Origin of the sequence: Actinomadura sp. 6K520 (assembly GCF_004349245.1) — a bacterium.
In the GTDB taxonomy this organism is placed as follows: domain Bacteria; phylum Actinomycetota; class Actinomycetes; order Streptosporangiales; family Streptosporangiaceae; genus Spirillospora.
This window is the reverse complement of the sequence record NZ_SMLC01000009.1, coordinates 67,861-86,970: the sequence shown is the minus strand read 5'-3', so window position 1 is coordinate 86,970 and position 19,110 is coordinate 67,861. Positions and strand designations below refer to the sequence as shown.

Below are 19,110 nucleotides of genomic sequence, written 5' to 3'. Positions count from 1 at the left end.
GTCATCGGGGGTGGGGTGCGGGGGTTACGGCAGCTTCCGACAAATGCGGTGGCGTCGCTGAGCAAGGCGTGACATTTATTCGTATTTGTCCCGAATGTCACCGTCGCACTGTTGCCGTTCCCGCCCCGCTCAGGGCGCCCCCGGCCCTGGCAGGGAACGGCCGCAGAAGGGCTCCCCCCGATGCGACGACCGTTCCTGTTCCTGCTCCCCGCCGTGCTGGCCGCGGCGCTGGTCGGCCTCCCGGCCGCGCCGGTGTCCGCGACCCCGCCCAACATCCCGTCCGCCGCCACGGCCGCGTCCCGGCTGGCCGCCCTCACCGTGGCCGCCGAGTCGCACGCCGGCAGTTACGACCGCGACCTGTTCCCGCACTGGATCACGATCTCCGGGTCGTGCAACACGCGCGAGACCGTCCTCAAACGGGACGGCTCCAACGTCGTCACCAACTCGTCCTGCTATCCGACCTCCGGGTCCTGGTACTCGCCCTTCGACGGCGCCACCTGGTACGCGGCGTCCGATGTGGACATCGACCACATGGTGCCGCTGGCCGAGGCGTGGGCGTCGGGTGCCTGGGCCTGGTCGACGTCCCGCCGCCAGGCCTACGCCAACGACCTCGGCGGTCCCGAGCTGTGGGCCGTCACCGACAACGTCAACCAGGCCAAGGGGCACAAGGACCCCGCCGAATGGCAGCCACCGCGCGCGGCGTTCCGCTGCACCTACGCCCGCGCCTGGATCCAGGTGAAGTGGTACTACGGCCTCACCGTCGACAGCGCCGAGAAGAGCGCCCTCTCGTCGATGCTCGGCACCTGCTGAGCGCCGGGCACCGCCGCCCCGTCCACGGGCGGGGCGGCGGTGCGGGCCGCTGCTACGAGCCGTGCTCCTCGGTGCCGCGCCACATGCCGAGGTAGGTCTCCGCGCCCCGGGCCATGTCATCGATGATCTCCTGGCCGCCGACGCCGCGGATGTCGGCGAGCCAGTCGGGGACGAGGCCGTAGTTGGCCACGCCGTCGGTGTTGAGGTCCCAGGTGCGGACGCCGGTGCGCTGCCGGTCGAGCCGCACCGAAGGGTCGAACGGTGACGTGTACGGGTAGCTCAGCGGGTTCTCCCCGTTGTTCGCGCGTGGGGGCGGCAGGGCGCCCATGCCGTTGGCGTCCAGGCCGTAGCCGTAGCCGAACAGGCGGGCGGGGTCGCGTAGTTCTCGGTTGCGCTTCCACTCGGCGATGAAGCGGTCCGCGGAGTGGCCGTAGCCGGTCACCATGCCGCCGAGGCGGTAGAGGCGCGGCAGATAGGTCTCGTCCGTCCAGCTGTGGGACGAGATGACGCCCGGGTAGCGCGCGGCTTCCAGGATGCCGAGGGTCCTGTCCGCGGCCTTGGCGCTCATGTGGTCGACCTCGACGATCATGTGGCGTTCCATCATGCCGCGCACCATGTGCTCGCCGAGGTCGGACAGTCCGTTGACGTTGCAGTGCGGGGGGCTCGGGTAGAGCGGCAGCGTGACACCCGCCTGGCCGAGCAGGCGCAGGAGGTCCCGGAGGGAGTCGCCCAGGCCGCCGGCGGGGGCGATGGTGTGGTCGTTCGCCCGGCCCGTGCACTCCTCGACCTGCCAGAAGCGGCCCGTGCCCAGGAAGTTGCCGGTGTTGACGAACGCGCCTGTGGTGCCGCCGTCGAAGCGCACCCCGCAGAGTGCGTTGTCGAACTTGTGGCACACGAACATGGAGCTGACGCCGAGGCGCTTCATCTCGTCCAGGCCGCGGTCGATGTCCTCCCGCGTGCACTGCGCCTCGCCGGCGATCGTCCGGCAGCCGAACGGTTCGGACGCCTCGACGCCGAGGACGACGGCGAGCTTCCCGTCCCGGATCACCTCGCGTGCCTCCGCGGAGTTCCGCACGATACGGAACCAGCCCTCGCCGGGGCCGCCGCTGCGGCCGTCGATGTACGCCTCCATTTCGCGCATGCGCTGCGCCTGGAGCCGGACGGCGTCCATCTCGTCGCAGGCGTTGCGCTTGAGGGGGTAGATCTCGCACAGCTGGCGGTTGGCGACCAGGTGGTTCACGAGGACGCGCTGCCCGGCGCGCCAGGAGCGTTCGAGCCAGGTGTGGTGGGCCTGCTGGTGGGTGCGCGAGTCCCAGGCGGGCCAGTCCTCGAACGTCGGCCAGCCGGTGGGGTCGTGGGTGCCGAACGGCGTGCCGTGCCGGGTGAAGTTCTCCCACCAGGCGAAGGCGCCGTTCCCCGCGTGGTCGGGACAGTCCCGCAGTGCCTCCGGGACGCCGCGCGGGTCGAACGGCTTGCCGCACATCAGGCTTCCGCCGAACGCCTCGTACGACATCAGGTGGGTGTGGGCGTCGATGTAGCCGCGCACCTCCCCGGCGGGGGCCGCGGCGGTCCGGGGGGTCGCCGCCTGCGCGGCGGGTGTCAGGAGGGAGCCGAGAAGGATGAGGGCGAGCGGCACCGATGCCGCACGTCGGAGGGGGAGCAGGAAGCGCATAGGCACCTCGCGCGTGGGGGTGGGCTGAGGTGCCTGATATATGCCCACTCCGCGAGAAAACCGAACAAACCTCACGTTAGTGATGTCCGGTGGTGGGCGCGGGCCGGTACCGCTGAGCGGGAAGGCGTGGCCGGTGCGGTCCCGCCGCGGTCACCATGGGGGGTTATGAGCGAGCTGACGATTCCGGCGGTGCTGGCGCGGGCGGCGGGGACGTTCCCGGACGTGGAGGCGGTCGTGGACGGGGACGTCCGGGTGACCTACGCGGAGCTGCGGGAGCGGGTCCGCGAGGCGGCGGGCGCGTTCGCCGGGGCCGGTGTCGCGCCGGGGGACCGGGTCGCGATCTGGGCGCCGAACAGCCTGTCCTGGATCGTCACCGTGCTCGGTGCCATGGGCGCCGGGGCGACGCTGGTGCCCCTCAACACGCGGTTCAAGGGCGACGAGGCCCGCTGGCCGCTGGCCAAGGCGCGGGTGAAGGCGCTCTTCGTGGAGGACGGCTTCCTCGGCATCGACTATCCGGACATGCTGGGCCTGGACGAGTCGGGTGCGATCCCCGGGCTGCCGGACCTGGAGACCGTCGTCACGTTCAACGGTCCGGCGCGGCCGGGCGTCGTCACCTGGGACGAGTTCGCCGGCAAGGCCGTCGCGGCGGCCGGCGCGCGGGCGGCGGACGTGCGGCCGGAGGACGTGCGGCCGGAGGACGTCGCCGACATCCTGTTCACGTCCGGGACGACCGGCCGCCCCAAGGGCGTGATGTGCACCCACGAGCAGAACATCCGCACCTACGAGGCGTGGACGGGACGGACCGGCGTCAAGGCCGGCGACCGGTACCTCATCGTCAACCCGATGTTCCACTCCTTCGGCTACAAGGCGGGCGTGCTGGCGTGCGTGCTCAAGGGCGCCACGATGGTGCTGCAGCGCACGTTCGACGTCCCGGAGACGCTCCGGCTCATCGAGCGGGAGAAGATCACCGTGCTGCCCGGCCCGCCGACGATCTACACGTCGCTGCTGGACGCCCCGGGCCGCGGCGAGCACGACCTGTCGTCGCTGCGGCTGGCCGTGACCGGGGCCGCGGACGTGCCGGTCGCGCTGGTGCGCCGGATCAGGGCCGAGCTGTTCCCGCAGGTCGTCACCGCGTACGGGCTGACCGAGTCGTCCGGCACGGTGACCGCGTGCTCGGTGGACGACGATGACGAGACCATCGCCACCACCTGCGGCAGGCCGATCGCGGACGTCGAGGTCGCGATCGTCGACGGGAAGGGCGAGCGCGTCCCGGCGGGCACGGACGGCGAGGTCCTCGTCCGCGGCTACAACGTGATGTCGGGCTACCTGGACGACCCCGAGGCGACCGCCGAGACGATCCGGGACGGCTGGCTCGACACCGGCGACCGGGGACGGCTGGACGAGCGCGGCAACCTCACCATCACCGGGCGGACGAAGGAGATGTTCGTCGTCGGCGGATTCAACGTCTACCCGGCCGAGGTCGAGGACGTGCTCGCCCGCCACGACGCCGTCGCCGAGTCCGGCGTCGTCGGCGTCCCCGACGCGCGGATGGGCGAGGTGGGCCGCGCGTACGTCCGGCTGCGCCCGGGACGCGCGACCACGGCCGAGGAGCTGCTCGCGCACTGCCGGGAACTGCTCGCCAACTTCAAGGTGCCCCGGGAGGTCGTCTTCGTGGACGACCTCCCGAAGACCGCGTCCGGGAAGGTGCGCCGGGTCGCGCTCAAAGAGCGGCCATGACCCGCGCCCTGTGCTCGGACGGGGTGCCCCACGCCGAGTACAGGGCCCGCGCCTTGCGGATCCACAGCGACGGGTCGTACTCGTCGGTGTAGCCGATCGCGCCGTGCACCTGGAGCGCGGTCTTCGCCATCCCGTAGGACGCCTCTGACGCGGCGGCCTTCGCGGCGGAGGCGTCCCGCGCGAAGTCCGGCGTCCCGTACGACAGCGCCGCCCCGTAGACGAGCGGGCGGGCGAACTCCAGCTCGACCATCGCGCTCGCCAGGTGGTGCTTGATCGCCTGGTACTCGCCGATCGCACGGCCGAACTGCTGCCGCGTCTTGGCGTACTCGACCGACACGTCAAGCAGCGCTTGCCCGAGCCCTATCTGCTGCGCCGCGCACAGCAGCGCCCCGAGGTCGCTGAACCCGCCGCCGCCCGCGACGCGGAAGAGCCGCCGGGCCGGGTCGAGTGACGCGAGGGGTTCCCCGGCCTCCCGTTCGGTGCCGTCCGCGGTGAGGACGAGGTCGGCGACGTCGGCGTCCAGCGCGTGCGGGACGGCCATCGACACGATCGCGTCCCCGTCCGCGATGCGGGAGGGCCAGGGGGAGCCGCCCAGCAGCTCGGCGGCGGCGAGCGTCTCGACGTACGGGCCGGGGGCGGCGGCGCGGCCCAGCTCCTCGGCGGCGACGGCCAGCTCGACCGGCAGGACGCCCGCGCCGCCGTCCGCTTCGGGGACGGCCACCGCGAACACCCCCGCGTCGGCGGCCGACGACCACAGCGCCCGCCCCGGCGCGGTGTCCCCGGCGGCCCAGGCGCGGACGGCCCGCGCGGTGCCCGCCCCGGCGAGCAGCTTCCGCAGCGTCTCGCCGAACATCCGCTGCTCAGCGGAGAGAACGAACTTCACCGGGACCCCCTCGGCAGGCCGAGCAGGCGCTCGGCGATCACGTTGCGCTGGATCTCGTTGGTGCCCGCGTAGATCGGGCCGGCGAGCGAGAACACGTAGTTCTCCAGCCATTCCGACCGCAGCTCGCCGTCCGCGCCGAGCAGGTCGAGGGCCGTCTCGTGGAGCGCCACGTCCAACTCCGACCAGTAGACCTTGTTGAGGCTCGACTCGGCGCCGACGTCCTCGCTGCGCGAGATCGTCTCGAAGCCCTTCAGCCGGTACGCCCGCGACCTGATCCAGATGTCGGCGACGCGGTCCCGCAGGGCCGTGTCGGACGGGTCGGCGCGCTCCCGCCACAGCTCGACCAGCCGCCCGGCCGCCGCGGTGAACCGGCCGGGGCTGCGCAGCGTCAGCCCGCGCTCGTTCCCGGCGGTGGCCATCGCGACGCGCCAGCCGTCCCCGGGCGCCCCGATGACGTCCTCGTCGGGGACGAACACCCGGTCGAGGAACAGCTCGGCGAACGCGGGCTTGCCGTCCAGCCGCCCGATCGGCCGGACCGTCACGCCCGGCGCGTCCAGCGGGAACATCAGGTACGTCAACCCCCGGTGCCGCGCCGACTCCGGGTCGGAGCGGAACAGCCCGAAGCCGCGGTCGGCGAACGCGGCCCGCGAGCTCCACGTCTTCTGGCCGTCGAGCAGCCAGCCGCCGTCCGCCCGGGTGGCGGTCGCGCGCAGCGCCGCGAGGTCGCTGCCCGCGCCCGGCTCCGACCACGCCTGCGCCCAGATCACCTCGCCGGCGGCCATCGGCGGCAGGATCCGCGCGAGCTGCTCGGGCGTGCCGTGCTTCAGCAGCGTCGGCGCGAGGAGGTTGATGCCGTTCTGGCTGACCCGCCCCGGTGCCCCGGCCGCGTAGTACTCCTCCTCGAAGATCAGCCACTGCAGGACGGAGACGCCGCGCCCGCCGTACTTCTCGGGCCACGACACGACTCCGAGCCGCGCCTCGCCCAGCGTCCGCTCCCACGCGCGGTGCGCCGCGAAGCCCTCCCCGGTCTCCAGTGACGGCAGCGGCTCGGCCGGGACGTGCTCGCGCAGCCATGCCCGCACCTCGGCGCGGAACTCCTCGTCCGCCGCCCCGAACTCAAGATCCATCCGACCCTCTTTCTAACAACTGTTTGGTAGAGTAACCGGCCCACCGGCCCGGCGCGGCAGGGAGTCCCACCACCCGGGACCGCACCCCCGGCAAGCCGCCGCGGGGCTAGGATCGCCCCGATTCCAGAATCTGATTCGGGATCGGGAGGGAGCCATGGCGAAGATCGTCGAGCACGGCACCTGGAGCCTGGCGCCGGTGGACGAGGGGCGGCACGAACCGGGCCCGGAACTCCTGTGGAACGAGTCCTACTACTTCGACTTCGCCTTGCCCGACGGATCCCTCGCCGGCTACGTGCGCCTCGGCCTGTATCCCAACTGGGACCGCGCCTGGTACTGGGCGGCCCTCGTCGGACCCGGCCGCCCGCTGGTCATCGTCGCCGACAACCACGCGCCGCTCCCCAAGCCCGGGTCCACCGGCGTCCACGCCGGGAACTACACCGCGACGCAGGAGATCACCGAGCCCTTCGGCCCGGCCCTCGTCAACCTGGACGCCACCGCCTCGGTCCTCACCGACCCCGCGGCCGCCTACGGCGACCTGACCGGCGCCGAAACGACGCGGCTCGCCTTCGACCTGCGGTGGGACACCGTCAGCGGCGTCTACCCCTACAGGGACATCCCGCGCTACGAGATCCCGTGCACCGTCTCCGGCACCGTCACGGTCGGCGGCGAGACCATCGCGATCGACGCCCACGGGGAACGCGACCACAGCTGGGGCGAGCGCGACTGGTGGAAGGTCTCCTGGCTCTGGACGTCCGGCCGCCTCGACGACGGGACCTTCGTCCACGGCATGCAGGCCAACATCGGGTTCCCGATCCCCTGGCCGTGCTTCACCGTCCCGCCCGGCGGCGAGATCGGCCACCGGGCCGGCTTCTCCGCGCGGACGGCTTTCGGTCCCGCGGACCTGCCCAGCGGCTCCGAGTTCCGCTTCCCCGGCACCCCCACGGCCCTGACCCCGGTGGCGTTCGCGCCCGTCGCGGTCACCTCGCCCGAGGGGCGGCCCGCCCACTTCGTCCGCGCCCTGTGCCGCTTCGACGCCGCGGACGGCCGCACCGGCCACGGCTGGACGGAATGGCACCAACCCCCCGAATGGCGGGACCACGGCTGGTCCCATCTCGCCGAGGAGAACCCATGACCCCACCGGTCTCCGGCGCCGCCGGCCTCACCGCGTCCTGGCTGAGCGACGCCCTCGCGACGAAGGTCACCGCCGTCCGCACCGAGCCCGTCGGCACCGGCCAGGTGTCCGACAGCCTCCGCCTGTTCCTCAGCTACGCGGGCGGCACCGGCCTCCCGCCCACCATGGTCGCCAAGGTCCCCGCCGCCGATCCCTCCAGCCGCGCCGCCGCCCGCGCCATCCGCACCTACGAGGTCGAGGCGAGCTTCTACGCGGAGATCGCCGGCCGCCTCGACGCGGGCGTGCCCGCCTGCCACTTCTCCGCCTACGAACCCGAGCGGGACGAGTACACCGTCCTGCTGGAGGACCTCGCGCCCGCGCTGCCCGGCGACCAGCTCGCCGGCGTCACGGCCGGGGACGCCGCCGCCGCGATCGACGAGATGGCGGCCCTGCACGCCGCGGGCTGGGACGACCCGGCGCTCGCCGCCCTGCCCTGGCTCAACCGGCACGACGCCGAGTCGGCGGCCTTCACCGCCGCGATGGTCACCGGCCTCTACGACGGCTTCAGGGAACGCTACGGCGCGGACCTGCACCCCGACGTGCTCACATTGATCGAGGACTTCCTGCCCTCGATCGGCGGCTACCTGGCCGACCGCGAGGGCCCGTCCACCCTCTTCCACGGCGACTTCCGCGCCGACAACCTCCTGTTCGGCGGCCCGCGCGCCGCCGTCGTGGACTGGCAGACCTGCGCCTACGGCCCGGGCCCGGCCGACCTCGCGTACTTCCTCGGCTCCAGCCTCCCGGTCGAGGCCCGCCGCAGCCGCGAACGCGCGCTCGTCGAGCGCTACCACCGGGCCCTGACCGGCCGCGGCGTCGGCATCACCTGGGACGACTGCTGGGACGCCTACCGCCGGCACGCCTTCCACGGGATCGTCATGTCCATCGGCGCCTCCATGATCGTCGAGCGCACCGACCGCGGCGACGAGATGTTCCGCACCATGATCACCCGGCACGCCCACCACGCGAAGGACCTGGACGCGCTGTCCCTCCTCGGCTGAGCCGCCTTCGCGCAAGGGACGTTTCGGTGTTTTTCGGGTGACGTCTTGACATGAATGGACGTTCTCAAATCTACTGGGAGCGCTCCCAAGAATTTCCCGGTGGTGGGCGGCGGGGGAGCGTGGGAGCGCTCCCATGATGGTTGAAAGCGGGACTAAGGGGATTGGCGCCGGCCGTCGCGCGGTGCCACGGGGAAAGGTGTCGGACAATGACCGTCAGAAGCGGGGACCCGGTCTCCCGGACGCCGTCCGGAGAGGGCGAACCGGATTCTGTAACCGGTGGCGCACAGCCCGCGACGCCGGTCCGCCGGGGCGTTCACGTCTGGTGGATCGCCCTGCTGACGGGGGCGGTCGGCGCACTGGCCGTCCTGCTGTTCATGCCGCACGGGCGCGCGATCGAGGCCGCCTGGGAACTGCCGGTCAAACTGCTGGTGTTCGCGTGCCTGGCCTGCGGAATCGCGCTGTTCCCGTGGCCGTCGAGGGTTCCGCATTGGGTGTTGTACGCGCCGTTCGTCTTCTTCGCCGGCTACCTCTTTCCGCGGATCAGCGGCTTCTACTTTCTGGACGGAGAGCGCGCCGATGCCGACAGTTTCTACACCCACCTATACCTGCTGCTCTATCCGGGCCTCGTGCTGACCACCGCCGCCGCGTACCGGCTGGGGGGAGGGACGCCCGGCCGATGCCTGAAGGTCGTGTTCACGGGCATCGCCGTCATCTTCTCCGGCTTCCTCGACCTGATGTGGTTCGTCGTCAACCCGGTGGACATCCCGCCCGAGATCGACGCACCGCACATCACGCTGCTCACCGGCGGGCCGATCTCGTTCGGCGCGACGGTCGTCTTCGCGCTCGCCCACCTTCCGCTCGTCGTCGCCTTCAACCTGCTGCCGCTGGATCGCTGGATCGGGCGCCTGCTCGGCACCGGGCGGCCCCGTGCCTGAGCGGGAAGGGGACACCATGCCGGCGTACGGGGGCGCGTCCGGCGCCATCGCGATCTCGGTGGCGGCGCCCGCCTACAACGAGGCGGCGAATATCGCCGAGGTGGTCACCGAGTGGCAGACCTACCTGCGGCGCAACGCGAGGGTCGGCGAGTGGGAGATCGTCGTCTGCGACGACGGGAGCACCGACGCGACCGCCGACATCCTCGAAGAGCTCAGGGTGGGCTGCCCCGAGCTGGTCATCGTGCGGTTCGACCGCAACCGCGGGGCGGGCGCGGCGATCCGCGCCGCGATCGGGCACACGCGGCTGGAGTGGGTCCTGCTGCTGGACTCCGATGGCCAGTTCCCGATCGCCAACCTCGACCGGTTCCTCGGGCCCGTCCTCGCCGGCGAGGGCAAGGCCTTCTCCGGTGCCCGCGTCCGGAAGGCCGACGGCGCCGCGTACCGGTGGGGTTCGGCGGCGAGCGGTGCGGTCAGCAACCTGCTGCACCGCACCCGGTACCGCGACTTCAACTCGATCTTCAAGCTGGTGCACGGGCCGCTGCTGCGCGCGCTGCCGCTGGAGGCCGGCGGGATGAACTGCTCGACCGAGATCACCGCCCGGGTCGCCGAGCTCGGCCGCGCGTGGGTGGAGATCCCGATCGAGCACCGGCCGCGCGCCGGCGGGGGACGCGGCTGGCGGTACTGGCGCGGGGCCCGGGACCGGGCGCTGCTCGTCGGCTACCTCGGCTACCGCCACTGGCTGCAGCGGCGGGGCGTGCTGCGCGCCCCGTCCGCGGGCGAGCGGATCGGCCGGGAGGTCCGGTGAGCGCGCCGGTCGCGATGTTCAGCGGCGGGCGGGGCGGCGCCGCGATCGCGCGGGAGCTGCTGCGCACGGCGGGGATCCGGCTGACGCTGCTGATCAACGGCTACGACAACGGGTTGTCCACCGGCGCGCTGCGCCGCTACCTGCCGGGGATGCTCGGGCCGTCGGACTTCCGCAAGAACCTGCTGCTGCATCTGGACGCCCGCGATCCGGGGCAGGCGGCGCTGGCCGCGGTCCTGGAGCACCGCCTTCCGGACGGGACGACGCCGCGCGATCTCGCCGAGTTCGTCGGCGCGCTCGCGGTCGACCTCGTCGAGGGGTGCCACGCGCTGCCGCGCCGCCCGCGGCTGGCGATCGCCCGGGACCTGGCCGCCTTCCTGGACCGGCTCGGCACCGGCGCCGGGCGCTTCGACCTCGCGGACTGCGCGCTCGGCAACCTGGTGTTCGCCGGCGCCTACCTGCGGCTGGGGGAGGACTTCAACGCGGCGGTCCGCTCGTGCGCCGCGACGTTCGGGTCCCCGGTGCGGCTGCTGAACGTGACCGGCGGCGAGAACGCCCACCTGGTGGCGCTCAAGGGGGACGGGCGGCTGCTGGCGGACGAGGCGGAGATCGTCGCGCCGCAGGACCCGGCGCCGATCACCGACCTGTTCCTGCTCCGCGACCCGGTCCGCGACCGGGACGCGCTGGAGGCGATGCCCGCCGGGCGGGTGCGGCGGGTCCTGGCCGGCCGCCGCGCGGAGGTGTCGCCGAACCCGGCGGCGCTGGCGGCGATCCGGGACGCCCGCCTGATCGTGTACGGGCCGGGCACCCCGCATTCGTCGCTGTATCCGAGCTACCTCACGCCGGGGGTGGCGGAGGCGGTCGCGGCGAGCCGCGCGGCGGCGAGGGTGCTGGTCGTCAACATCCGCGAGGACCACGACGTCCAGGGCCTGAGCGCGTCGGACCACCTCGCCCGTGCCCTGGTCCATCTCGGCGACCCGTTCAACGAGCGGCGGACCGTCACCCATGTGCTGTGCCACGAGGGCGCGGGCGACCAGGCCGTGCCGGTGGACGTCCCGGGAGGCGCCTGGGGCGGGGCCCGGTGGATCACCGCGGACCTGGCGGAGCCCGCGCGTCCGGGCACGCACAGCGGGCCGCGCACCGTGCGCGTCCTGACCGCCCTGGCGGGGCTGCCCGCCGCCACGCCGCTGGAGGAGGCCGGATGATCTGGCTCTGCGATCTCGACGGCACGCTCGTGGACTCCACCCCGGTCCACGATGCCGCCTTCCGCGCCGCGCTCGCGGAGACCGCGCCCGGACTGCTCGGTTCCTTCCGGTACGAGCACCACGCGGGCGCGAGCACCGACGAGGTCGCGGCGGTCCTGGGGCTCGGCACGGCCGACGCCCGGCGGCTGGCCGGCGCCAAGCGGCGGTACTACCGCGCGTACGTCGACGCGGGGAGGGTGGAGGTCTTCGCCGGTGCGCGCGGGTTCCTCGCGGCCCTCGCCGCCGGCGGGCAGCCCGCGTACCTGGTCACGAGCGGCAGCCGCGGTTCGGTCGAGCGGGTGCTGGCGGCCTGCTCGCTGGGCGGGTGGTTCCGCGGCGTCCTCACCGGCGACGACGTCCCGGTCAGCAAGCCGGATCCGGCGTTCTACCGGCGCGCCTGCGAACGGTGGGGCATCGGGCCGGACGAGGCGGTGGCCGTGGAGGACTCGGTGCACGGGGTGGCGTCCGCCGTCGGGGCCGGGCTGACGACCTTCCAGGTGAACGCGGCCGAGCGCGCCCCGGGCGCGGTCCACCTCGGCGGACTGAACGACCTCATCGCCCTCGTCGAGACGGGGGCCCGGCCGTGAACGACTCCGTCTGCGCGGTGATCCCGGCGGCCGGGCGCGGCACGCGGCTCGGCCTGGACGTCCCGAAGATCATGGCGGAGATCGCCGGCGGCGTCACCGTGTGGCATCTGCTGCACCGGGCGCTGTGGCCGTCCGTCGAGCACGTGCACGTGGTGATCGCGCCCGAGGCGGAGACGCGGTTCCGCCGCCTCGCCGCCGAGGAGATCGCCCGCGGCGCCGTGTCCGTGAGCGTGCAGCGCGAGCCGACCGGCATGGGCGACGCCGTCTTCGGGGCGTCCGGGCACTGGGAGTCCCACGGCGGCATCCTGGTGGTCTGGGGCGACCAGGTGAACCTGTCCGGGCGGACGGTGCGCCGCGTCGTGGACGCTCACCTGCGCGCACCGGGGCTGACGATTCCGCTGGTGCCGATGCCCGACCCGTACGTCGAGTACGAGCTGTCCGGCGGCCGGCTGCTGCGGGTGCGGCAGTCCCGCGAGGGCGACGCGTGCCGGCCCGGCGGGCTCAGCGACGTCGGCGTGTTCTGCCTGGAGACGGGCGGGCTCGCGGCCGCCTGGCGGGACTACCTCGCCGCCGCGGCTCGCGGCGCGCTGACCGGCGAGGTCAACTTCCTGCCGTTCCTGGCCTACCTGTCGCTGGTCCGCGGCCGGGACGTCACGGCGGTGCACGTGGACGATCCGGACGAGGCACGCGGCATCAACACCGCGGCGGACCTGGAGTTCGCCAGGCGGCTGCACGCGGGGCGCGCCGGGTGAAGCCCGCCCGCACGCGGTCGCTGCTCGGCGGGCACGGGTGGGCGGCCGGTCCGACGCTGCTGAGCAGCCTGGCCAGCGCCACGGCCGCCGGGACCACGCTCGTCATCGCCCGGGGCGCGGGCCCGCGGGAGTTCGGGCACTTCACCCTGGTGCTGACGATCGCGCTGATCGTCGCCGTGGGCATGCTGATGAGCCTGCACTACGTGCTGCTCCAGGAGCTGCCGCGCGCCCGGCCCGCGGAACGTCCCACCCTGGTGGCGACGGCGTTCCTGTCCACGCTCGCGCTGGGCGGGGGCCTGGCCGCCGCCGGGGCGCTGCTCTCCCCGTTCCTGGCCGTCCCGGTGGGCGTCGACGCCCGGACGCTGTGCTTCGCGTTCGCGCTCGGGCTGTCCCTGGCGTTGAACCAGCTCACCGAGGGTCTCCTGCGCGGCCTGGCACGGTACCGGTTCGTGGCGTCCCTCAAGCTGGCGGTCGCCGCCGCCTACCTGGGCGGCTCGGTGTTCTGCCTGCTGGTCCTCGGCGTACGCGACGCGGAGGTCTACCTCCTCGCGCTCATCGCCACGAACGCGGCGTTCGTCCTGGTCGCGCTGCCCGGCCTGGGGATCGTCCCGCGCTCGTGGACGCGGGCGGCGGCGCGCTCGCAGTACCGGCTCGGCGGCTACATGACCGTGATCGCCGCGATGACCGGCGTCCTGTTCGGCATCGACGTGATCCTCCTGAACCACTGGGCGGGCCCGGGGGACGTCGGCGTGTACTCGGTCTACAACGGCTTCCCGAAACGGCTGCTCGGCGTGCTGTTCACCGACGGGGTCGGCCTGGTGCTGCTGCCGGCGCTCGCGGTGGCGGACAAACCCGCCGCGCTGCGGCGCATCGCGCGGATCACCCCGCTGGTCGCGGTGGGCACGGCGGCGGTGGCGTTCGCGGCGAGCACCGTCTTCTTCGTCCTGCTGGGCGGCGGCTACCCGTACTCGCCGGGGCTCATGGCGCTGTCGGCGGCGGGCATCGGCGCGCACACGGTCTTCAACCTCTACTCCGTGGCCCTGTCGATGGACGGGGTGCGGGGTGCGCGGCTCCTCGTCGGCTGCCTCGCCGCGGGCACGCCCGCCGCCGTGGCCTGCCTGGCCGCGTGCGTCGCCTGGTGGGGGCTGACCGGGGCGCTGGCGGGCTTCGCGCTGGGCAACGTGATCCTCGTGGCGATCGTGGCGACCGCCGCGGCCCGGACGTACCGGCGGGCGGACCCGTCCGCCGCGGCACATCCCCGACCGACGGAGACGGACCAAGTGGAGGCGCAGCGGTGAGGATCGCCTACGTCGTCAACCAGTACCCGCCGAACGTCACCACCGGGCTCGGCAGGTACGCGGAGCTGATCACGCCGTACCTGGCCCGCGAGCACCGGCTGGCCGTGTGCACGCTGAACGACGGCCGCCTCCCGGTGCGCGACGCGGGCGGGACGGTCGCCGTGTACCGGCCGCGCGGCCGCGTCCTCGGCGCGATCGGCCGCCGCCGGCGCCTCAACCGGACCCGCAGGGCCGAGTTCCTGCTGCTCGCCCTGACCGTCGTGGCGAGCAACTGGCGGTACTTCCTGCGGCTGCGGCGCCTCGGCCGAGACGAGCGGCCCGACCTGGTCGCCGTGCACGACACGACGAACTTCCTGTGCGGCCTGCTCTGCCACTACGCGCTGCGGCTGCCGGTCGTCCTGCACGTCCACACCACCGAGTACGGCGTCGCCCCGCAGCGCACGATCACCGACCCGCTGCACGTGTTCGCGGCGGTCGAGCGGTGGCTGGCGCGGGTCGCGCGGCGCGTCGTCGTCCCCACCCCGGAGGTGCGGGACGAGCTGGCCGCCGCCGGCTGGGACCGGACGCCGATCGACGTCGTCCCCCTGGGCGGGACGTTCGAGCCGATCCTGGCCGACCCCGCGTTCGACCGGGACGGACTCCGCCGCGGCGCCGCCGCCCTTCGCTCGCGCCTCGGGATCGCGCCGGACGACCCGGTGCTCCTGTTCGTCGGGCGCCTCGAACGGCAGAAGGGGATCTATGAGCTGCTCGAAGCGATGCGAAGCATCCGCAAGGACGTTCCCCGGGTTCGCCTCGTGGTCGTGGGCGACGGGGACACGGCGGGCGTCGCGCGCATCGTCGCCGAGACCGGCCTGGACGCGCACGTCCGCACCTCCGGGGGGTTCGTCGGCGGGCGCGCGCTGCTGGAGTACTACGAGATGGCCGACGCCTGCGTGTTCCCCTCCCTCTTCGAGCCGTTCGGCCTGGTCGCGACCGAGGCGATGGCGCTGGCGAGACCGGCGGTCCTCGGCGCCGGGTTCTCCCGCGTGTTCCTCGGCGACGCGGACGCCCCCGCGGCGCGCTTCGTCCGCGGCACCGGCCCGGACGCCATCGCCGAGGCCGTGACCGAGGTGCTGACCGACCCGGCCGTCCGGGCGGACCTCGCCCGGCACGGGGAACGGCTCGTCCAGGACCGGCTGAGCTGGGCCAGGACCGCCGAAGAGACCCTCTCCGTCTACCGCGCGGCGCTGGAGGCCCGGCCATGACGACCGTCTCCCTGATCGTGCCCTGCTACAACGCGGCGAAGACGCTGCGCCCGTGCCTGGCGGCGGTGCTGGCCCAGACGCGCCGCCCGGACGAGATCGTCGTGGTCGACGACGCCAGCGGGGACGGCTCCGCCGAGATCGCCGCCGCGCACGGCTGCCGCGTGGTGCGGCTGCCCAAGAATGGCGGGGTGTCCGCCGCGCGGAACGCCGGCGTCGCCGCCACCACGGGCGACGTCGTCTTCTTCCTCGACTCCGACGTGGCGCTGCGCCCGGACGCCGTGGAGAACGCGCTGCGCGTCCTTGAAGAGGACCCGGAATGCGGGTGCGTCCAGGGCGTCTACGAGCCCGAGCCCCTCATCGACGACGGGCCCGCCGAGTGGTACCGCATCCTGCACGCCGCGTACTGGCGCCGCCGGCACCTCGGCGAGGTCACCGGCGTCGTGTTCGCGCTCACCGCCATCCGCCGCGACGTGCTGCGCGCCGTGGGCGGGTTCGACGAGTCGCTCCGCGACTGCGAGGACGTCGAGTACGGCGGCCGCCTCGCGGGCACGTGCCGCGTCGTTCTCACCGACACCGTCCGCGGGCACCACGACGACGCGAGCCGCCTCCTGCCGATCCTCGCCGAGCAGTGGCGCCGGGCCGTCCCCCTCGTTCCGCTCGCGCTCACCGCGTCCAGGCGGGGCGGCGGGCAGCCGGAGCACGCCAACCGCCCCGCCGGCATCCTCGCCTGCGCCCTGGCGATGGCGACCCTCCCGGCCGCCCTGCTGCACCCGGCGCTGCTCGCCCTGCCCCTCACCTTCCTGGCCTGCTTCGCCGCCGCCGACCCGGCCCTGCTGCGCTACGTCCACCACCACAGGGGCCCCGCGTTCACCGCCTACTTCATGACGGTGCACCTAGCGGTCCACATGGTCCTCGTCTCAGGCTTGGCCGCCGGCTCCCTCCGCCTCCTCCCCGCCCCCCGCCACCGCTCACGGTGATGTTCCCCTCGGCCTCCTCATCTCTCGCCCGCTGACACGTCGGTGGTCTTGTGGCCCGGACCGGGCCCGGCCCGGTGGCCGGCCATCGCTTCATGGATCCTCATGGTGCTCGGGTTGTTCCGCACTGCCGTCCTGAAGGTGGGGGACGACGGTGCAGAGGAAGATGTCCCAGTAGGGCGGGGTGACGCCTTCAAGGGGACCTTTGCGGCCCATCATGCGCCTTCCGAGATGACGGTAGAAGGCTTGGGGGACGACGGCGGCGAGATCATCGGTCGGCGCAGGTGGCGGCGCCGGAGGGCGGCAGGCGTATGTGACGCGCTCGGCCGATCACTCTGACCGCTGGTGAGCGGTGTCGAGGTGGCGGACGAGGAGTTCGGTGGTCTCCTGGAGGTCGATGAGGGGGCGGCGGAGGTAGCGGTGCCGGGTGGACCACCAGCAGAAGGTGCGGCGGTGGACCCACACGTTTACGTTGGGGAGGACGAGGACGGAGAGGCCGTCGTCGGTGGTGCTGCGCTTACCCTCGAAGCCGCGGCGGGTGAGGTTGAGGAGCAGGTGGTATGCGGCGGTTCCCGGGTGGACGCGGTAGTGCAGGCCGGGCCAGTCGCGGGGGAGCGGTAGCGCGAACCAGACCGTCTTGCCGGGGACGGACGTGGTGTCGACCCGGGATCGGGTCGGGGTGCTGCCCCAGTCGGCGGTGACCTGGCGGACAAGTTCCAGGCCCTTGCCGTGCTCGTCCAGCAGCCCGGCCCCGGAGGCGTGCGGTGCGGTCGTTCGCGCGCCGTCGAAGACGGAGACGATGAGCTGCGGGGACGGGACGGTCCGCGCCCAGACCCACAGCTCCGGCGGGAACGGCGGCCGGTTGCTCTCGGCGCACCTGGCGTGCCGCAGGGCGTTGGTCGCGGTCTCGGACACGGCGAGCTCGCCGTCCTCGATCACATCCCGGTCGAACCGTAGTTCGGACATCGTCCGACGGACGAGCCGCCGCGCCGCCGCCGGCCCGCTCTCGTCCCCCGGCAGTCGCCACGCGCACAACCCCCCGGTCACCAACCCCCACGCCCCCTTGACTTCCATGGGGCCTTACCTCCCGTCAGCTCAGGTCGTCCACAACTGTCGCAATTCAGGGCAGGCATAGGCCTTCTCCGCCCTTATCGCGGTCGGTGTGTGGTCGGTCGCTGATAGTGTTGCTAGTAACGAGTCAATGTGCAACGTTTCACATCGAGACGTTTCAAGATTCTTTCGGCTCAACCTCGACTGACTACGGGAGACTTCACCCATGACGGCGAGAATGGAGACATTCCGCGGCAGGCAGCTTCGAAGGGAGCTGCAGCGCCTGCGAGAGGCGGCCGACCTGTCGATGGAGGATGTAGCGCAGCGGCTCGACTGGTCCAAGGCCAAGATCTCCCGCATCGAGACCGGCCGAACCCGCGTCACCCCGAGCGATGTGCGCCTCTTGGTTGAGGAGTACGGCGTGGCGGACGAGCAGGAGCGCCAAGCTCTGATGGATCTGGCCCGGAAGGCGCGGAAGCAAGGCTGGTGGCACAACTACTCGGACATCATCGCGAGCCCGTACGTCGGGTTCGAGGCCGAAGCCTCGGGAGTGAGGACCTACCAGAGCCAGTTGGTGCCGGGACTGCTCCAGACCGAGGGCTACGTTCGAGCACTCCTGTCCTCGGTGCGTCCAGCCCTCCCCCGGTACGAGATCGACCGACGAGTCGAGGCCCGCGCGGCCAGGCAAGAGAGACTCGGTGAGCCGGACGCACCTCACTTGTGGGCCATCCTGGACGAGGCGGTGTTCCACCGGCTTGTCGGCGGTCCCGACGTCATGGCCGGTCAGCTCGACCGGCTCCATGAGGCAGCCCGCCTTCCCAACGTGACGCTCCAGGTCCTGCCGTTCAGCGCCGGGTCGCACTCGGCGATGGGTGTTCCGTTCGTGATTCTGGACTTCGACGGCCCAACCCCGGTCAGCGCGATCTATCTGGAACACCTGACAGGCGAGTTGTATCTTGACGAGGCGACGGACCTGTCCCGCTATGGGCTGGTTTTTGACTACCTACGAGCCAAGGCGACCGACCCGGAGGAGGTCGTCCCCATGATCGACGCCGTCGCATCCAGGTTGTAACCGCTATGAGAGGGCCCAGGTGAAGAGCGCAGACATGGGACGTGCCGCATGGCGCAAGAGCTCCTACAGCCAGCCCACCCAGTCGGATTGCGTGGAAGTCGCACAAGTGGGGCCGGTGAAGGCCGTGCGGGACTCGAAGAACCCAGACGGCGGCGTCCTCACCTTGGAGAGGGATGCGTGGGCAGCGATGTTGGTGGAGATCAAGCGAGGTGCATACGACCTTCGATCAGTCGGTCACACGCCGTACCTCGGGCAGAGGTGTGGCGTGTTGCGTTACCGGACAGCGGAGTGACATTGAGGTGTTGCCAGGCGTTCTGACATGCTGGGCAACGCAACAGAGGCGCCGCACATGCGACGCCTCTGCGAGCGGTAGGCCGGGTGGGTCTCACCTCGCTGCGGACACCGAACTCCGGAAACCGGGGGCCGGGATGGTACGGCGAGTTCCGTCCCAACCCGGCCCCCGGTTCTGGCGGGATCGGGTGCGGCTCAGGTCATGTGGACCTGGGTCTTCTGCACGTGGCCGCCCGGACCCGCTGTCAAATGGACGGTTCCGGCCGCGCTCGCCGGTGTGGCGCACGGTGCCACCAAGAGCACGAACGCGCTGGCCGCCGTAAGGAGCAACCTCTTCATTGAGATGTCCCAATTCATCAGGATGGCCAGGTATCTCCCGGCTTCTGGCGGTAGATCATAGCGAAGAGCATGGGCGAGGGAAGGGCTCTTTGTGTAGTTGGCGCCGATGGTCGAAGATAGCGCT

At 72.5% G+C, this 19,110-nt stretch carries 18 protein-coding genes; 14 read left to right on the top strand and 4 right to left on the bottom strand.

All coding sequences use genetic code 11. The annotated features are described in order from the left end of the window. The first annotated feature begins 180 nt into the window (after window positions 1-180). Window positions 181-810, top strand: a complete 630-nt coding sequence (locus E1289_RS04805; RefSeq protein ID WP_131975654.1) for an HNH endonuclease family protein — start codon at window positions 181-183, stop codon at window positions 808-810. 52 nt (window positions 811-862) lie between these two features. On the opposite strand, the gene E1289_RS04800 is transcribed toward E1289_RS04805, so the two are convergent. Further along, window positions 863-2,446 carry a membrane dipeptidase gene (locus tag E1289_RS04800; RefSeq protein WP_243712613.1) on the bottom strand — a complete coding sequence of 528 codons (1,584 nt, stop codon included), beginning with the start codon at window positions 2,444-2,446 and terminating at the stop codon, window positions 863-865. A 201-nt stretch (window positions 2,447-2,647) separates the two neighbouring features. On the opposite strand from E1289_RS04800, the gene E1289_RS04795 reads away from it, so the two are divergent. Further along, window positions 2,648-4,219 (top strand): FadD3 family acyl-CoA ligase, encoded by a 1,572-nt coding sequence (locus tag E1289_RS04795; protein WP_131975650.1) that lies wholly within the window; start codon window positions 2,648-2,650, stop codon window positions 4,217-4,219. Here E1289_RS04795 and E1289_RS04790 read toward each other — a convergent pair. After that, complete coding sequence (locus E1289_RS04790) at window positions 4,203-5,102, bottom strand: acyl-CoA dehydrogenase family protein (protein WP_131975648.1); 900 nt, start codon at window positions 5,100-5,102, stop codon at window positions 4,203-4,205. The genes E1289_RS04795 and E1289_RS04790 overlap by 17 nt on opposite strands. After that, window positions 5,099-6,229 carry an acyl-CoA dehydrogenase family protein gene (locus E1289_RS04785; RefSeq protein WP_131975646.1) on the bottom strand — a complete coding sequence of 377 codons (1,131 nt, stop codon included), beginning with the start codon at window positions 6,227-6,229 and terminating at the stop codon, window positions 5,099-5,101. Before E1289_RS04785 ends, E1289_RS04790 begins: the two co-directional genes overlap by 4 nt. Window positions 6,230-6,383: 154 nt before the next feature. Between E1289_RS04785 and E1289_RS04780 the strand changes: the two genes are divergently transcribed. The 10 genes from E1289_RS04780 to E1289_RS04735 all read left to right on the top strand — a co-directional run bounded on the left by E1289_RS04780 (window position 6,384) and on the right by E1289_RS04735 (window position 16,237). Further along, a complete protein-coding gene (locus E1289_RS04780) occupies window positions 6,384-7,361 on the top strand; it encodes a hypothetical protein (RefSeq protein ID WP_131975644.1) in 978 nt (325 codons plus the stop codon). Then, a complete protein-coding gene (locus E1289_RS04775) occupies window positions 7,358-8,398 on the top strand; it encodes a phosphotransferase (protein WP_165970341.1) in 1,041 nt (346 codons plus the stop codon). Before E1289_RS04780 ends, E1289_RS04775 begins: the two co-directional genes overlap by 4 nt. Window positions 8,399-8,604: 206 nt before the next feature. Beyond that, window positions 8,605-9,333, top strand: a complete 729-nt coding sequence (locus E1289_RS04770) for a hypothetical protein (protein WP_243712611.1) — start codon at window positions 8,605-8,607, stop codon at window positions 9,331-9,333. A 16-nt stretch (window positions 9,334-9,349) separates the two neighbouring features. Further along, window positions 9,350-10,138, top strand: a complete 789-nt coding sequence (locus tag E1289_RS04765) for a glycosyltransferase family 2 protein (protein WP_131975640.1) — start codon at window positions 9,350-9,352, stop codon at window positions 10,136-10,138. Beyond that, window positions 10,135-11,340: a 2-phospho-L-lactate transferase CofD family protein gene (locus tag E1289_RS04760; protein WP_243712610.1), complete on the top strand. Its 1,206-nt coding sequence runs from the start codon at window positions 10,135-10,137 to the stop codon at window positions 11,338-11,340. Before E1289_RS04765 ends, E1289_RS04760 begins: the two co-directional genes overlap by 4 nt. Continuing rightward, on the top strand, window positions 11,337-11,966 hold the full coding sequence (locus E1289_RS04755) for an HAD family phosphatase (RefSeq protein WP_243712609.1): 630 nt from the start codon (window positions 11,337-11,339) through the stop codon (window positions 11,964-11,966). Before E1289_RS04760 ends, E1289_RS04755 begins: the two co-directional genes overlap by 4 nt. After that, a complete protein-coding gene (locus E1289_RS04750) occupies window positions 11,963-12,718 on the top strand; it encodes an NTP transferase domain-containing protein (RefSeq protein WP_243712608.1) in 756 nt (251 codons plus the stop codon). Before E1289_RS04755 ends, E1289_RS04750 begins: the two co-directional genes overlap by 4 nt. Further along, complete coding sequence (locus tag E1289_RS04745; RefSeq protein WP_131975638.1) at window positions 12,715-14,016, top strand: hypothetical protein; 1,302 nt, start codon at window positions 12,715-12,717, stop codon at window positions 14,014-14,016. The genes E1289_RS04750 and E1289_RS04745 overlap by 4 nt, the downstream gene beginning before the upstream one ends. Next, entirely contained in the window at window positions 14,013-15,260 is a 1,248-nt protein-coding gene (locus E1289_RS04740) for a glycosyltransferase family 4 protein (protein ID WP_131975636.1), read from the top strand. Before E1289_RS04745 ends, E1289_RS04740 begins: the two co-directional genes overlap by 4 nt. After that, window positions 15,257-16,237: a glycosyltransferase family 2 protein gene (locus E1289_RS04735; RefSeq protein WP_243712607.1), complete on the top strand. Its 981-nt coding sequence runs from the start codon at window positions 15,257-15,259 to the stop codon at window positions 16,235-16,237. Before E1289_RS04740 ends, E1289_RS04735 begins: the two co-directional genes overlap by 4 nt. Window positions 16,238-16,564: 327 nt before the next feature. On the opposite strand, the gene E1289_RS04730 is transcribed toward E1289_RS04735, so the two are convergent. Continuing rightward, window positions 16,565-17,308: an ATP-binding protein gene (locus tag E1289_RS04730; RefSeq protein ID WP_131975634.1), complete on the bottom strand. Its 744-nt coding sequence runs from the start codon at window positions 17,306-17,308 to the stop codon at window positions 16,565-16,567. Window positions 17,309-17,510: 202 nt separating this feature from the next. On the opposite strand from E1289_RS04730, the gene E1289_RS04725 reads away from it, so the two are divergent. Together E1289_RS04725 and E1289_RS40035 are read left to right on the top strand one after the other, a co-directional pair. Further along, entirely contained in the window at window positions 17,511-18,356 is an 846-nt protein-coding gene (locus E1289_RS04725) for a helix-turn-helix transcriptional regulator (RefSeq protein ID WP_131975632.1), read from the top strand. A gap of 34 nt (window positions 18,357-18,390) precedes the next feature. Further along, complete coding sequence (locus tag E1289_RS40035; RefSeq protein ID WP_131975667.1) at window positions 18,391-18,648, top strand: DUF397 domain-containing protein; 258 nt, start codon at window positions 18,391-18,393, stop codon at window positions 18,646-18,648. The last annotated feature ends 462 nt before the right edge of the window (window positions 18,649-19,110 follow it).